Genomic DNA, 15,562 nt, shown 5'->3' on the forward strand with positions numbered 1-15,562 from the left:
GCCTCTGTTTCTGTCAAGCGGTTATTTTAAGATGTTTTCGAAGTTTCCTTTGTAACATCAACCACTTGCGCTTCCGATCTCTCGTTAGCGGGAGGCGAATTCTACAGCGTTACACGCTGCTGTCAACACCTCATTTCCTGCTTCGATGATTTGAAGCTGGCATCGTCAAAATTGCCTAACTCATTGAAACTCAAGGAGTTTTCCGTTTCGACTGCGCCGGAAGTGGGGCGAATTATAGGCCGCTGGAATTCTGAGTCAAGCCCTAATTTTGACTCATGAGGCAGAAACCGTTTTCTTCTTATATAGACGGGGTATACGCCGCATCACAACCGGTACACGCAGCACCATCAACATCGCCCCAATCGCCGCGTAAACCGCCCACTCTTTAAGGTCTGCACGAACGATCCAGAGCATATGCAGTAGCCCTAACCCCAAAATCACATAGATAAGGCGATGCAATTTTTTCCATCGTGCGCCCAGACGACGCTGGCTGTAACGGTTGGATGTCACCGCAAGTACGAACAACAGCAAGAAACCAAGGCTGCCCACAATAATGTAGGGACGCTTGCGCAGCTCCACCCCCAACTGAGACCAATCGAAACCCAACACAAAAGCCAGGTAAGCCAACAGATGCAGTATTACATAAGCAAAACACCACAGACCGATTTGACGTCGCACAGCAACCCAGCCAGCCCATCCTGTCATTTTTTGCAGAGGCGTCATGCAAAGCGTTATCAGCAACAAGATCAGGGTGCCTAACCCCAAGCGATCAACCAGCACTTTGCCAGGATCAGGCCCCAGCACTGAACTCCACGCTTGGAATACCCACAGCAGCGGCCAAATAATCACCCATACAAAAACAAACGAGCGCCAATAAGGAAATCGCATCAATAGTTTTTCCGCAGATCCAGCCCACTATATAAAGAAGCCACCTCGTTGCCGTAACCGTTGAATATCTGCGTCTCGCGTACATTCGGACTGAACAGGCCACTTGGCAGACGACGCTCACGCGCCTGACTCCAGCGCGGATGGTCCACTTGCGGATTAACATTGGCGTAAAAGCCATATTCATCGGTCGCGATACTCTGCCAGGTCGTCTTGGGCTGATCTTCAACAAGGCTGATGCGCACAATGGACTTCACGCTTTTAAAGCCATATTTCCAAGGCACCACTAACCGCAATGGCGCACCGTTTTGATTCGGTAATTCCCGCCCGTACATCCCTACAGCCAGAATTGCCAATGGATTCATCGCCTCATCCAACCGCAGCCCCTCCACATAAGGCCACTCAATCAAAGCGAACCCGGAACGCTGCCCCGGCATGACCTTAGGATCCTGCAACGTCTCAAAGCGGATGAATTTTGCTTTCGAGTTGGGCTCCACCTGCTTAAGCAATGCTGAAAGCGGGAAGCCCAGCCAAGGAATGACCATTGACCATGCTTCCACACAGCGAAGCCGATAGATCCGCTCTTCTAATTGATAGGGCTTCATGAAGTCTTCCAGCGCATATCGGCCCGGCTTACCGACCTCACCATCGACAACCACCGTCCAGGGCTCGGTCTTCAATGCCCCTGCATATTGCGCCGGATCACCTTTAGCGGTCCCAAACTCATAAAAATTGTTGTAGTGAGTCGCATCGTTGAAGGGCGTGATTGACTCTCCCTCTACTTTCACCGCCTGCCATTTGGTTTTGGGCAGCTTTTCGGCAAACCATGCGGGTGGCGTGCCCGCCTCCACATCAGGGTACATCCCGGCGTCTTGCGCACGCCCAATACGAGGAAATGCACTCACGGCAAGCCCGGCTAGCGAGCTTCCCAGCAATGTTCGCCGCGATAAATAGAAGGATTCAGGCGTGACGTCAGACTCTTTACTGTCTGACGTGGAGGGGAGCTTGATGAGCATGGCAACTCCGTAGCATTGAAAGGCTGATGCCCCAATAGACTACGGAGTATGGGAGAAATTACATCACTCGGCGCTTTTGTTCCGACGCAGATGCAATAAATACTGAATGGGGCCGGACGCCGCATAGGCAAGGAAGACCAGCAGCAGAATGCGCGGCGGATCACTGAAAACCACTGCAAAGACCAGTACCACTGCCAGAATGGCGACAAAAGGTACACGCCCCTTCAAGTCCAGCTCTTTAAAGCTGTTGTACTTGATATTGCTGACCATCAGCATGCCTGCAGCAGCTACAAGCAAGGCCACCAGGAACGACATTTTGGAACCCTGAATGCCGTAATCGCTGAACGCCCACACGATCCCGGCCACAACACCCGCAGCAGCCGGACTCGCCAGCCCGATGAAGTACCGCTTATCAGCCGTACCCACCTGAGTATTAAAACGCGCCAGACGCAATGCCGCGCCAGCCACGTAAATGAAAGCGACCATCCAGCCTACTTTGCCCATATCCCCCAGCGCCCAGCCAAACGCGAGCAGTGCGGGGGCGACCCCAAAGGCAACCATGTCAGACAAAGAGTCGTATTCGGCGCCAAAAGCACTTTGCGTATTGGTCATGCGGGCAACCCGGCCATCAAGACCGTCGAGCACCATGGCCACAAAAATTGCGATCGCGGCAAAGGCAAAGTACTTGCTTGCACCTGCCGCATCACCTGCACTCATGGCACTTTGCGCGCTCATCGAGTTAATAATCGAATAGAAACCCGCGAACAGGTTCGCCGTCGTGAAAAGGTTGGGTAGCAGATAGATACCACGATGCCGGACTTTACGGCCTTCGGCGTCATGTCCTTCTTCGACATGCTCATCGATAGGCAGCAGACTATCGGCGTCAGAGGCCTGTTTTGGCTCTTCGGGACGTTCGCTCATGGACATTACCTTGCAACGATATGGAAAGTTTCGATAAAGGTTCACGGCCAACACGGACACGCAAACAGTGATGCTTTATACCAGAAGCCACCCTCTAAACGAAAAAACGCGGCCGAGGCCGCGTTTTTCTTCACGCTACAAACTTAGTTCTTGGCTTTATCGACAATCTTGTTCGCACCGATCCAAGGCATCATCGAGCGCAGTTGCTCACCAATCACTTCGATACCGTGTGCCGCGTTGTTGCGACGCTTGGCGGTCATCGATGGGTAGCCGGTGGCACCTTCGCTGATGAACATCTTGGCGTATTCGCCGTCCTGGATACGCTTCAACGCATTACGCATTGCCTGACGGGATTCGGCGTTGATAACTTCCGGACCTGTCACGTACTCGCCGTACTCAGCGTTGTTGGAGATCGAGTAGTTCATGTTCGCGATACCGCCTTCGTACATGAGATCAACAATCAACTTCAGTTCGTGCAAGCACTCAAAGTAAGCCATTTCTGGCGCGTAGCCCGCTTCAACCAGTGTTTCAAAGCCTGCTTTAACCAGCTCGACAGTACCGCCACACAGAACAGCCTGCTCACCGAACAGATCGGTTTCGGTTTCGTCCTTGAACGTGGTTTCGATGATGCCGGTACGACCGCCACCAACACCCGAAGCGTAAGACAGCGCAACGTTTTTGGCGTTGCCCGAAGCATCCTGGTAGATAGCGATCAAATCAGGAATGCCGCCGCCTTTCACGAACTCGGAGCGCACAGTGTGGCCTGGTGCTTTCGGCGCGATCATGATCACGTCGAGGTCGGCACGCGGAACAACCTGATTGTAGTGAATCGCGAAACCGTGGGAGAAAGCCAGGGTGGCGCCTTTCTTGATATTCGGCTCGATTTCGTTCTTGTACAGCGACGACTGGAACTCGTCCGGGGTCAGAATCATGACCACGTCAGCCGCGGCCACCGCGCTAGCAACGTCAGTGACTTTCAGGCCGTGTGCTTCAGCTTTGGCGACAGTGGCCGAACCTTTACGCAGACCGACAGTCACGTCTACACCTGAATCTTTCAGGTTGCAGGCTTGAGCGTGACCCTGGGAGCCGTAACCAATGATGGCTACTTTTTTGCCCTGGATGATCGAAAGGTCGCAGTCTTTGTCGTAATAAACTTTCATGATTTTCCCTTATATCCAGGCCATTTAGGCCATTAGCACTTATTAGTTTTAGATGCTGAGTACTTTGTCGCCACGGGCAATCCCGGTGACGCCACTGCGAACTGTTTCCAGGATCGAGGCGGTTCCAATTGACTGAATGAAGCTGTCGAGTTTGTCACTGGTACCGGTCAACTGCACGGTATACACACTGGCACTGACATCAACGATCTGGCCACGAAAAATGTCCGTGGTTCGCTTGATCTCTGCGCGCTGGGCCCCCGTTGCCTTGACCTTGACCAGCATCAGCTCGCGCTCAATGTGAGCACTTTCAGACAGGTCGACCAGCTTGACCACTTCAATCAGCTTGTTCAGGTTCTTGGTGATTTGCTCGATGATTTCATCGTGCCCTACGGTCGTCAGCGTCAGACGCGACAAGGTCGGGTCTTCAGTTGGCGCTACCGTCAGGCTTTCAATGTTGTAGTTACGTTGCGAAAAAAGCCCTACAACACGAGACAATGCACCCGGTTCGTTTTCAAGAAGCAAAGAAATAATGTGCCGCATGATTAAGTACGCTCCGTCTTGCTCAGCCACATGTCTCGCATGGAGCCATCTTTGATCTGCATCGGGTAAACGTGCTCGCTGGTATCGACCTGGATATCCAGGAACACCAAGCGGTCTTTCATGGCGAACGCTTCTTCCATTTTTGGCTTCAGGTCTTTCAGATCCGTAATCCGAATGCCTACATGACCATAAGCCTCAGCCAGCTTCACGAAGTCAGGCAGCGACTCCATGTAGGAATGCGAATGACGGCTGCCGTAGTTCATGTCCTGCCATTGACGCACCATTCCCAGTACGCCGTTATTGAGGCTGATGATTTTTACGGGCAAGTCGTACTGCAAACACGTCGACAATTCCTGAATGTTCATCTGAATGCTGCCCTCGCCTGTCACACAGGCGACATCAGCATCCGGGAAGCTCAATTTCACACCCATGGCCGCCGGGAAGCCAAAGCCCATCGTGCCCAGGCCGCCTGAGTTGATCCAGCGATTAGGCTTGTTAAAACGGTAGTACTGAGCCGCAAACATCTGATGCTGACCCACATCGGACGTCACATAGGCGTCGCCCTTGGTCACTTCGCAAAGCATCTCAATGACGGCTTGAGGCTTGATCTTGCTGCCATCGCCCTTGTCGTACGGGAACAAACCGCGATCACCGCGCCACTCATCAATCTGCTTCCACCACGCAGCGACCGCTTCAGCATCGGGTTTTTCGCCAATATCCTTGAGGATCGAGACCATTTCGGTCATGACGCTTTCGACCGGACCTACGATCGGCACATCCGCCTTGATGGTCTTGGAAATAGACGCAGGGTCGATATCCACATGGATGATCTTGGCATTGGGGCAGAACTTGGACGGACCATTGATCACGCGATCATCAAAACGCGCACCGACTGCCAGAATCACGTCGGCGTTATGCATGGTCATGTTGGCCGTAAAGCTGCCATGCATACCCAGCATGCCGATGAACTGACGGTCTGTGCCAGGGTAGGCCCCCAAGCCCATCAACGTATTAGTGACCGGCACGTTGAGCATTTTCGCCAGTTCGGTCAACGGAGCAGAACCGCCGCCCAAAATAACGCCGCCACCTGCGTAAATAACCGGACGCTTGGCCGCCAACAGCATTTCCACCGCTTTGCGGATCTGGCCGGAGTGACCGCGAACCGCCGGGCTGTAGGAACGCAGCTTGGCTTTTTTCGGGAAAACGTATTCGAACTTCTCGGCCGGATTGGTCATGTCCTTGGGAACATCAACCACCACAGGCCCCGGGCGACCGGACTGTGCCAGGTAGAACGCCTTTTTCATGACCTCCGGGATCTCCGAAGCATGCTTGATCATGAAACTGTGCTTCACGATGGGCCGGGAGATACCGATCATGTCGGTCTCCTGGAAAGCATCGGTCCCGACCATGGTGCTAGGCACCTGACCAGAGATGATGACCATCGGAATGGAGTCCATGTAGGCGGTCGCAATACCCGTTATGGCATTGGTAGCACCCGGGCCGGACGTGACCAGAACGACACCGGCTTTACCGGTGGCACGGGCATAGCCGTCAGCCATATGGGTAGCAGCTTGTTCGTGACGAACCAGGATATGGGACACTTCCGGTTCTTTGAACAGTGCGTCGTAGACATGCAGGAGAGCACCACCAGGGTACCCGTAGATATGTTTGACACCTTCGTCGCGCAAAAAGCGGACGAGCATCTCACCGCCAGATAAAAGCTCCACGTTGTTCACCTCTAAAACGCCAGAATACCGATCGCAAAAAACGAACGGGTCTTAATAGGTTTACTTTTCAGCAGAGCATGAGCGACGGTGGTCGCCGACTACGTCAGCACTGACTGAGCAAGTATTGGGAGCTCCCCAAGTATTGCGGGGTTTTCCCACCCAGCGCGAGGTAACGCGTTGCGGGTGTAACAGGTCGGCGCGGGTGTGCGCCTCATGATCTGCTGAGAGAGTCTGCTTCTGGCAGTCCCTCTACAGCGGACTTTCGATTCTTCTCATTCACCCCACCCAAGTCAAGCAATAATTGCGCTTTTTTCCAACTACGCGCATCTGAACATAGAAGAAACGGGCTTGATGAGGGATAAAACTCGCCTGAATGGCGCAAAGCGGTAGAAATATGCGCACGACTGCCGGAAAAACCGGCAGCCAGGCAATTAACGAGCGTCGACGATCAGTTGGTCGAACTTTTTCAGCGCATTACGCAGGCCAAGACTCTCTGACGGCTTGTCGGCATACACCATTTCAGCCATTTCAAGAATGCCCGAAGCATTGGGCAGCGGTAGATCCTGTTCGAGGATTTGTTTCATTCTCACCAGAAAGATCCATTGCAGCCACTGATGGAAGTCCAGCGTATCCACTGAAAAGGGCTCAACACTGCTCAACGCCTCAGCGGTGGGCGATACCTCGTCCCACCAGCCCTGTACGCGCAATTCGCGCTCAATCAGCAACAACTGTTCGGCAATGGCCGGGAAGCGGACATCCATTACAGACTCACCTTGGCTTTTTGACGTGCCGATGCAGCGCCGGCTGCATCACCCTGCTTCTCACGCGCCTGAGCGATCAAACCCCACAGGCTGGCTTGAAGATCCGGACGGCCGCCAGCGAATGTCAGGCCGCGACGTGCGAACTGCTCCGCTTGCGCAGCATCCCCTTGGGCCATATGCACCTGCGCCAGGCGATAAAGCACTTGCGGCTCACGGGGCGCTACACGCTGCGCGCGTTCGAGGCTCGACGACGCGCCATTCAGATCACCGGTCGCTTGCTGTTGCTGAGCGGTGGTCAGCAAAGCCAGCACCGGGCCATCCAATTGCTCATCAGCTGCCAGTCCACCACTGCTGGACGGAATGCCGCTTGGCGTCACCGGGGTCGGTGCACGGTAAGCAGCGCCAGGTGTGTAATCGCCAGTGCTGATAGGCGCCGCCGCCGGGCCCGGTGTGATTGGCCCCGGCGTAAACGGCTCGGTGCTGATCGGTGTGGACACCGCCGACGCACCACCGGGAATCATCACCACGACGCCGGAATCCTGAGGGATCGCCTGAGTCTGCGCGGCACGCGGTGCTGTCGCCTGCGGATAATGACTCGCCGTACGCTGAGCAGAAACACGCTCGTTATTGGATACAGGAACGCCCGCATCGACCACAGGGATAGAACCCTGTTGAACACTGGCACAACCATTGAGCAAAGCCAGGGCTGTAACAGCCGGAACCCACCACTTATTCACGTCAATTCCTCTTTGCTTAATTCAACCAGCCCTTGACCCAATCCATCACCGCTTCACCGGTTGCAGGCGTTTCGGCTGCACAACTGGCTCCGGCGGGCGGCTCACTGCCGCGAATATACGGCATCTGCACAGCCCCAGGGCAGTTCGCATCGGAACCCTGGCCGGTATGGGGGTCAATCCAGGCTTGCACGATGTTATCCGGTTCCGGCATGTCCAGCGGCAGAGGGTCGGCTTTGTTCATAAAGCTGGTCCATACCTGCAAGGCGCCCGTTGCACCGGTGAACGGTGTTTTACCGTTGTCATCACGCCCCAGCCAAACGACAGCCAGCAGATCCTGGCTGAACCCGGCAAACCAGCTGTCACGTGAATCGTTACTGGTACCGGTCTTGCCGGCCAACGCCAGACTCTTGGGCAATACGTTGTAAACCGAACGCCCTGTCCCCTCACGCATGACGTGCTGCATGGCATTTTGAATCAGGTAGATGGACCCCGGATCAAAGCGCTGCTGGATCTGGAACGGGTAGCGCTTGAGCGGCTCACCTTCGGCCGTCAGCACACTGCGAATCCCGCGCATCGGGGTATTGAAACCACCGTTGGCCAAGGTTTGGTACATCGTCGCCACTTCCATCGGGCTCAAGGCACCGGCGCCCAGCAGCATGGAAGGGAACGCCGGGAACTCACGCTCCACCCCAAGCCGCGCCAGGGTCTTGAGCACATTGGGAACGCCCACTTCCTGCCCCAGTCGCACAGTGCCCAAGTTGTAGGAATTCATCATCGACTGATACAGGAACACCGTACCGTGGGAACGGCGGTCATAGTTCTGAGGTTTCCAGATCTGACCATCGGCGCCTTTGATCGATAACGGCTCGTCCGACAACCAACTGGTCAATGTGTACTGGCTCGGACGTTCAAGTGCGGTCAGATAAACCGCTGGTTTGATCAGCGAGCCAATCGGCCGCACCGCATCCAGTGCCCGGTTAAAGCCGGCATAACCCGGCAGGCGGCTGCCAATCAGCGCCTGCACTTCACCTGTTTCGGGGTTGGTCACCACCATCGCGGCCTCAACCTCATCGGAACCCTTGCGCCCGGCCAACCGTTTGAAGGTTTCTCCGACAGCGGCCTCGGACTTCATCTGCAAGATCGGATCAAAACTGGTGAAAATCCGCAGACCTTCTTCAGTCAAGTCTTCGTCGCGATAGTCTTCACGCAACTGACGTTTGACCAAATCCAGGAAACCCGGGAACGAACTGTCTGCGAGGCTTCCGCGCTTGGTCACGCCCAGCGGCATCTTCTTGGCTGCCGCCACTTGCTCTGCGGTGGCGACACCTTGCTGCTCAAGCAAATCGAGCACCAGGTTGCGTCGTTCAAGCGCACGCTCCGGGTAACGACGCGGGTTATAGGCAGACGGCCCTTTGACCATCCCCACCAGTAAAGCCACTTGATGCAACTTGAGCTCAGACAATGGCTGGCTGAAAAAGAACTGGCTGGCCAGACCAAAACCATGCACCGCTCGCTGTCCGTCCTGCCCGACAAAGACCTCGTTGAGGTAAGCCTCAAGGATTTCGCGCTTGTCGTAGTGCAACTCCAGCAGCAACGCCATCATCGCTTCGGTCAGCTTGCGGCTAAGACTGCGCTCGTTGGTCAGGTAGAAGTTTTTCACCAATTGCTGAGTCAGCGTACTGCCACCCTGGCGCATTTGCCCGGAAGACGAGTTGACCCAGATAGCACGGGCGATCGATTTCGGGGACACCCCCAAGTGATGGTAAAAATCGCGGTCTTCAACCGTTACCAGGGTTTCGAGCAGAAACGGAGGCACCTGATCGATGTTGATCAGGATGCGGTCTTCGAGGTTCTTCGGGTACAGGCCGCCAATCAGCAGCGGCTCAAGGCGCACCACGGGCAGCTTGGCACCATTGGAGGTCGACAGTTCGGCTACGTAATCACCGGAGAAGCGCACACGCACTGGCTGCGCCTTTTCAGCGCCTTCATAAAACTGGAAGCCGCGGGTGTTGAGGTCAACCGTATTGCCATTGACCGACGCGGCACCCGGGCCACTGACCGCGCTCTCGCGGCGATAGCCCAAGGCATCAAGTTCGGTGAGGAAGTCGTTCTTGGCCAGTTTTTGGCCGACGAACAGCTCCAGCGGCCTGGCGTAAACCTTTGCCGGGATGGTCCAGCGTTTGCCGGAGAACTTCTCCTGAACGATCGCATCGAGGTAGACGGCGAAACCTGCCAGTACAACCAGGCCGACCAGACTGAGCTTGAGCGCCCAGCCCAGCCATGGGCGCAGGCCGCCACGGGAGGGACGTTTGGAACGGGAACGGGGGGATCGGGTACGAGTCATGGCGGCGGATTATACGCACTTTGTTCATGTTCAACATGCGCAGCCCGGCGGTTTGCAGTACCGCCATCAGGAGCCATAATGGCCCATTGAATTTTCCCCGTCTTGAAGGACCAACCGTGAGCCAGAACCTGATCGCCGCGCTACAGAACCCGAGCCTATACCCGCATGAAGTCGATGGGTTTCAGGTAATCGAAACGCACATTTCCTGGGTAATTCTCACTGGCCAGTATGCCTACAAGCTGAAAAAACCGGTCAACTTCGGTTTTCTCGACTTCACCGACCTCAATCAACGCCAATACTTTTGCAATGAAGAACTGCGCCTGAACAAGCGCCTCACTGAAGGGTTATACCTTGACGTACTGCCCATCACCGGCACACCCGATGCGCCTGTGATCGGCGGTAACGGGGTGGTGATCGAGTACGCGTTGAAAATGCTTCAATTCCCTCAGAGCCAATTGCTGAGCACGTTGCAAGCCAATGGCGAGCTGACTGCCGCGCACATTGATGAAATGGCCCAACAAATTGCTCATTTTCATATCCAGGCGCCCCATGTACCGCTGGAACACTACCAAGGCACTCCAGTAGCCGTAATGGAGCCTGTGCGCCAGAACTTCGATCAAATTCGGCCGTTTCTGACAGATAAAGCCGACTTGCAGCAACTGGATGCCCTTCAAGCCTGGGCTGAGAGCAGTTTCATCCGCCTTGAACCGCTGCTCAAACAACGTAAAGCCGAGGGGTTTATCCGTGAATGCCACGGTGATATCCACCTGGGGAATGCCACGCTGATCGATGGCAAGGTGGTGATTTTCGACTGCATCGAATTCAACGAGCCCTTCCGCTTCACCGACGTCTACGGTGATGTAGGGTTTCTGGCCATGGACCTTGAAGACCGCGGCTTGAAGTGTCTGGCACGGCGTTTTGTCAGCCAATACCTGGAGCTGACCGGCGACTATCAGGGCCTTGAACTGCTGAATTTCTATAAAGCCTACCGCGCGCTGGTGCGCGCCAAGGTCAGTCTGTTCAGCATGCCCGCCGATGCCACCGGCGTTCAACGCGCTGCCACCCTGCGCCAATACCGCAACTACGCCAACCTCGCAGAAAGCTACAGCACGATTCCATCGCGCTTTCTGGCCATCACTCACGGTGTTTCAGCCGTGGGCAAAAGCTCGGTCGCCATGCGTCTGGTCGAAGCTTTGGGCGCTATCCGTCTGCGCTCCGATGTCATCCGCAAACAATTGTTCGGTGAACAGCAGCCTGAAAATGCTGTGGGTGAAGGGATCTACAGCACCGACGCCAGCGAAACCACCTACAAAAAAATGCATGAGCTGGCCGCAACCGTGCTGCGCGCAGGTTTCCCGGTCATCATTGATGCCACCTACCTGAAACGCGAACAACGTGACGCCGCTGCCAGCGTGGCCGAGTCCACCGGTGTGCCGTACCTGATCATCGATTGCGACGCACCGGACGCCGTGATTGAAGGCTGGCTGGCTCATCGTCAGGCTCAAGGCACCGACCCGTCCGATGCCACCCTCGACGTGGTGCACGCTCAACGTGCCAGTCGCGAGCCGCTGGGCGCTGACGAAGTGCAGCGCAGCAAGCGTATTGAAACCAACAACAGCAAGAGTCTGGACACCTTGATCGAGGACATTCGTCAGCGCTTGCCAGGCCTGTAATAAGGCCGAGTGACCGCGAGGCGCTAAAGGTTCGCGGCCACTCAATAGTGGCACTATAATGGCGTCATAAATCCAACAGGAGACGCCCCATGAGCCGCCCACAATTGCTTGATTCGGCGCTGTACGCGCTGCTGCACAAAGACGATATTGCCGGTTTCAATCAGGAACGTCCGCAAGGGCCTATCGATATGCGAGGCGGCGATTTCCGAGGCTTGGATTTACGGCAACTGAACGCCCAGGACGTGGATTTCACCGACAGTTATTTCCGCTCTGCCGATCTCCGGGGGCTGGACTTGCGTACAGCCTGTATCGAAGGTGCGAGTCTGGCCCATGCGCAGATTTCAGGGGCCTACTTCCCGGTTGAAGTGACAGCGGACGAAATTTTGATGTCGGTTAACTTCGGCACTCGCCTGCGTTACCGCACAAAGTAGAAAAATACGACATCCGGGTGAGCGCTTTTGCGTCGGCGCGACCCCGGCTTGTTGACCTTGCCTGGTGGCTCTACCCTCATCGTTTCATCTCCCTTCGGCGGGTTTCCTCGACCCCTGCATTTCGCCCTTAAAACACCCTGCTTGTTCCAAAACCGACTAAAGAAGAGCGGTTTTCCTACAGAGCGCTACACTCCTGAAAGACTGATTTGATCCAGTAAACACTGCGCTCGCGCCGTCGCAAGGAGGCTTGATGAACGATGAACTCCAGCATTTGAGAAATCTTGGGAAGACGTCGGCGCAATGGCTGCACGCTGTGGGTATTCATAACCTTTCGGACTTGAAACGGCTTGGTGCCGCAGATGCCTATCGTGCGGTAAAGGCTCGAGGGTTCAGAGCGTCTAAAGTCTTGCTCTATGCCATTGAGGGAGCCTTGCTGGATGTCCACTGGAACGATGTTCCTGCGGAACGCAAAGAAGCCCTCAACAAACAGGTCGAAGGATTGCTCGCCCCGCGCAAAGTCTGACTTTTTTCAATCGCAGTAAAAAAAAGCGACAAACTGCTGTTGACTCGATAATGAGAATTGTTATTATTACGCCATCTGGTCGCGAGGCCAGTCGATCTTCTGAAAGGCCCTTGGTTCGGACTCTCAGAAAATCTCCTCATCAGGCTAATCACGGTTATTTGACCCGGCTCTTGCCGGGTCTTTTTTTGCCTGCAAAACGTGTGAAGAGCTCTTACTCAGCGTTGGGCTTAGCGCGCAATGATCAGCGGATGCCCTAATTCCGGGTGTGGCTGCACCAGCACATCCAGCCCGAAGACGGCCTTGAGCAACGCAGGCTGCAACACCGCTTGTGGACAATCCAGCGCTCGCGGTCTGCCGTCTTCCAACAGCAACAACCGGTCGCAATAGCGTGCGGCCAGATTAAGGTCATGCAGGATGATCAGGACCGCCGCGCCACGGTCGGCGAACGCCCGAATGGCCTTTAACGTGGTGTGCTGATGCAAAGGATCCAGCATCGAGGTCGGCTCATCCAGCAACAGCGTTTGCCCACCCTGTCCCGGCCACAATTGCGCCAGCACGCGCGCAAGGTGCACACGCTGTCGCTCGCCACCCGACAAGTCGAGGTAACTGCGACCCGCCAAGTGCTCAACATCCGCAGCCTGCAAGGCGGCGTGAACAATCTCGGCATCGCGTATGCGGCCTGTCTGGTGCGGCAAACGGCCCATGCCGACAACGTCCTCAACCCTGAATGCGAAATCCAGCGTCGAGGTTTGCGGCAACACGGCCAGTCGCTGGGCCCGCTCACCACCTTTCCATTGACTCAGCGCACGCTGATCGAGCCAGACTTCGCCTTCGGCAGGCGTCAACTCCCCGCACAATGCGGCCAACAACGTACTTTTTCCCGCACCGTTAGGCCCAAGTACGCCGAGGACTTCGCCCGGGCAGACCTCAAGCGTGACAGCCGACAACACGGCTTTTTGCCCACGACGGATCTGCAGATTTTCCGTTCGCAACATCAGTGGCGCCCCCGCAGCAGTAAATACAGGAAGAATGGCGCCCCCAGAAAGGCCGTCACAATACCGATGGGCAGCTCAGCGGGAGCAAGCGCCAAACGCGCTATCAGATCAGCAAACAGCAGTAAACTCGCCCCCGCCAAGACGGATGCGGGCAGTAACACGCGATGATCGGGCCCGGCCAACAGCCGCACCAGATGGGGCACCACCAAGCCTATAAAGCCAATCATGCCCGCCGCCGCCACAGCCGCGCCGACGCCCAAAGCTGTACAAAACACCAGTTCGCGCTTCAGGCCCTCCACGTCAATGCCCAAGTGATTGGCCTCGGACTCGCCCAGCAGCAACGCATTCAACGCCGTTGCCCGGCGTGGCAGCCACAGCGCAACGCCAGCCGTGACCAGCAGCAGCGGCCACAACCGTGCATAGCTGGCGCCATTCAAACTGCCCAGGTTCCAGAATGTCAGCGTACGAAGCGTCGCATCATCCGCCAGATAAGTGAAAAGCCCTACTGCGGAACCCGCTAATGCCGTCAGGGCGATCCCCGCCAGCAACATCACGGCCACATGGGTTTGGCCGTTTCGCCGCCCCAGTCGGTAAACCAGCGCAGTGACTCCCAAGCCCCCCAAAAACGCACAGAGCGACAGCAAGTACGGCCCGATGAAGTCAGGCAGCCCACCCAAGGCAGCGCCGCCTACGATGGCAATCGCCGCTCCCAGGGCTGCACCGCTGGAGACCCCGACCAGACCGGGGTCGGCCAACGGGTTGCGGAACAAGCCCTGCATCGCAACGCCCGACAGCGCCAGAACACCGCCGACCGCCAGCCCAAGCAAGGTTCGCGGCAAGCGGATCTGCCCGAGAATCAACTCTGCCTGTTCAAGACCTTCCCCCTGTACCGGCAACCCCATCAACCGCATGGCTGCGCGCAACGTATCGAACAGCGGCAAACTCACTGGCCCAAGCGCCAGCGACAACCAGGTCGCCAGCAGGCACAAGAGGGTCAAACCAATAAACAAAGAACGGGGCTTTACCAGCGTTTTCATTGAGCGGCTGCGGCCTCGGGATAAAACTCAACCGTGAGTTGCTTGAGACGCTCCGGCAACCGCGGCCCCAGCCCGCCGACCAACAGGGTTGGGTCCACTTCATAGAGCCGCCCTGCTTTGACTGCGCGAATCGATGCCAGCACCGGGTTTTCTTTCAACAGGGCTGCACGGGCGGCCTCACCGCTCAGACTGCGATCTGCAAACACCAGAACCTCCGGGTTCAGCCCCGCCAACGCCTCAACCGAGAAAGGCTTGTAGCCGGAATGGGTGGCAAGGTTTCGGCCGCCGGCTTGCGTCAGCAACCAATCGGCAGCGGTGTCCTTACCGGCAATCATCGGTTTACCACCCGCATGACCCAGCAACAACAGGACGCCCAGCGTTTTGTGCGTTGCTTGCAAGTGCTTGACCTGAGCCTGCTGCTGATCCATTTGCTGCTTAAAACGGTCAAACACGTCCTTGGCGTGCGCAGTATCGCCACGTAATCGCCCTAAATGCGTCAGCGTCGCTTGCAGGGTCGTCAGATCAGCCTGCGCCGAGAACATTTCAACTGGCACCCCGGCCGCTTGAATCTGCTTCAAGACCTCGGCGGGTCCCATCTCTTGCGTACCAATCAACACATCAGGCCTGAGGCTCACGATGCCCTCTGCCGACAGCTGACGCTGATAGCCGATGCTGGGCAGGGGTTTAAGGATGCTCCGATCAACTTGTCGTGCAGCCGCGGCAAGTTGCAATTTTCCAGGCACCTACAGCGTCATTGGACGAAAAGTGACCGAAAAATCATGTACGGAGAGCTTTTTCGACCGGTTCTCCGT

15 protein-coding genes are annotated in these 15,562 nt (G+C 56.2%); 3 read left to right on the top strand and 12 right to left on the bottom strand.

The window, feature by feature from the left end:
* Positions 1-273: 273 nt before the first annotated feature.
* The 9 genes from msrQ to mrcB form a co-directional block, all read right to left on the bottom strand.
* A complete protein-coding gene (gene msrQ / locus TU74_RS22360) occupies positions 274-888 on the bottom strand; it encodes a protein-methionine-sulfoxide reductase heme-binding subunit MsrQ (RefSeq protein ID WP_047281237.1) in 615 nt (204 codons plus the stop codon).
* Complete coding sequence (gene msrP / locus TU74_RS22365) at positions 888-1,901, bottom strand: protein-methionine-sulfoxide reductase catalytic subunit MsrP (RefSeq protein WP_048377683.1); 1,014 nt, start codon at positions 1,899-1,901, stop codon at positions 888-890. The genes msrQ and msrP overlap by 1 nt, the downstream gene beginning before the upstream one ends.
* A gap of 63 nt (positions 1,902-1,964) precedes the next feature.
* Entirely contained in the window at positions 1,965-2,822 is an 858-nt protein-coding gene (gene pssA / locus TU74_RS22370; protein WP_047277460.1) for a CDP-diacylglycerol--serine O-phosphatidyltransferase, read from the bottom strand.
* 143 nt (positions 2,823-2,965) lie between these two features.
* A complete protein-coding gene (gene ilvC / locus TU74_RS22375) occupies positions 2,966-3,982 on the bottom strand; it encodes a ketol-acid reductoisomerase (protein WP_047277462.1) in 1,017 nt (338 codons plus the stop codon).
* Positions 3,983-4,030: 48 nt separating this feature from the next.
* Complete coding sequence (gene ilvN, locus TU74_RS22380) at positions 4,031-4,522, bottom strand: acetolactate synthase small subunit (RefSeq protein ID WP_018609360.1); 492 nt, start codon at positions 4,520-4,522, stop codon at positions 4,031-4,033.
* 2 nt (positions 4,523-4,524) lie between these two features.
* Positions 4,525-6,249: an acetolactate synthase 3 large subunit gene (locus TU74_RS22385; protein ID WP_047277676.1), complete on the bottom strand. Its 1,725-nt coding sequence runs from the start codon at positions 6,247-6,249 to the stop codon at positions 4,525-4,527.
* 431 nt (positions 6,250-6,680) lie between these two features.
* Positions 6,681-7,010, bottom strand: coding sequence for a YqcC family protein (locus TU74_RS22390; protein WP_047277467.1), 330 nt, complete (start codon positions 7,008-7,010; stop codon positions 6,681-6,683).
* Positions 7,010-7,747 (bottom strand): tetratricopeptide repeat protein, encoded by a 738-nt coding sequence (locus TU74_RS22395; protein WP_048377684.1) that lies wholly within the window; start codon positions 7,745-7,747, stop codon positions 7,010-7,012. Before TU74_RS22395 ends, TU74_RS22390 begins: the two co-directional genes overlap by 1 nt.
* A 16-nt stretch (positions 7,748-7,763) precedes the next feature.
* Positions 7,764-10,091: a penicillin-binding protein 1B gene (gene mrcB / locus TU74_RS22400; protein WP_047277470.1), complete on the bottom strand. Its 2,328-nt coding sequence runs from the start codon at positions 10,089-10,091 to the stop codon at positions 7,764-7,766.
* A gap of 116 nt (positions 10,092-10,207) precedes the next feature.
* Here mrcB and TU74_RS22405 point away from each other — a divergent pair, with 116 nt between their 5' ends.
* The 3 genes from TU74_RS22405 (at position 10,208) to TU74_RS22415 (ending at position 12,718) form a co-directional block, all read left to right on the top strand.
* Complete coding sequence (locus TU74_RS22405) at positions 10,208-11,764, top strand: bifunctional aminoglycoside phosphotransferase/ATP-binding protein (RefSeq protein WP_048377685.1); 1,557 nt, start codon at positions 10,208-10,210, stop codon at positions 11,762-11,764.
* Positions 11,765-11,853: 89 nt separating this feature from the next.
* On the top strand, positions 11,854-12,195 hold the full coding sequence (locus TU74_RS22410) for a pentapeptide repeat-containing protein (protein WP_047277474.1): 342 nt from the start codon (positions 11,854-11,856) through the stop codon (positions 12,193-12,195).
* Positions 12,196-12,445: 250 nt separating this feature from the next.
* On the top strand, positions 12,446-12,718 hold the full coding sequence (locus TU74_RS22415) for a TfoX/Sxy family protein (protein ID WP_047277476.1): 273 nt from the start codon (positions 12,446-12,448) through the stop codon (positions 12,716-12,718).
* A gap of 227 nt (positions 12,719-12,945) precedes the next feature.
* On the opposite strand, the gene TU74_RS22420 is transcribed toward TU74_RS22415, so the two are convergent.
* The 3 genes from TU74_RS22420 to TU74_RS22430 are packed head-to-tail and all read right to left on the bottom strand — an operon-like array spanning position 12,946 to position 15,493.
* Entirely contained in the window at positions 12,946-13,713 is a 768-nt protein-coding gene (locus TU74_RS22420; protein ID WP_047283043.1) for a heme ABC transporter ATP-binding protein, read from the bottom strand.
* Positions 13,713-14,696, bottom strand: a complete 984-nt coding sequence (locus tag TU74_RS22425; protein ID WP_162841635.1) for a FecCD family ABC transporter permease — start codon at positions 14,694-14,696, stop codon at positions 13,713-13,715. The genes TU74_RS22420 and TU74_RS22425 overlap by 1 nt, the downstream gene beginning before the upstream one ends.
* A gap of 50 nt (positions 14,697-14,746) precedes the next feature.
* Positions 14,747-15,493 carry a heme/hemin ABC transporter substrate-binding protein gene (locus TU74_RS22430; protein WP_082149928.1) on the bottom strand — a complete coding sequence of 249 codons (747 nt, stop codon included), beginning with the start codon at positions 15,491-15,493 and terminating at the stop codon, positions 14,747-14,749.
* Positions 15,494-15,562: the final 69 nt, after the last annotated feature.

Origin of the sequence: Pseudomonas lundensis (genome assembly GCF_001042985.1) — a bacterium.
GTDB lineage: Bacteria > Pseudomonadota > Gammaproteobacteria > Pseudomonadales > Pseudomonadaceae > Aquipseudomonas > Aquipseudomonas lundensis.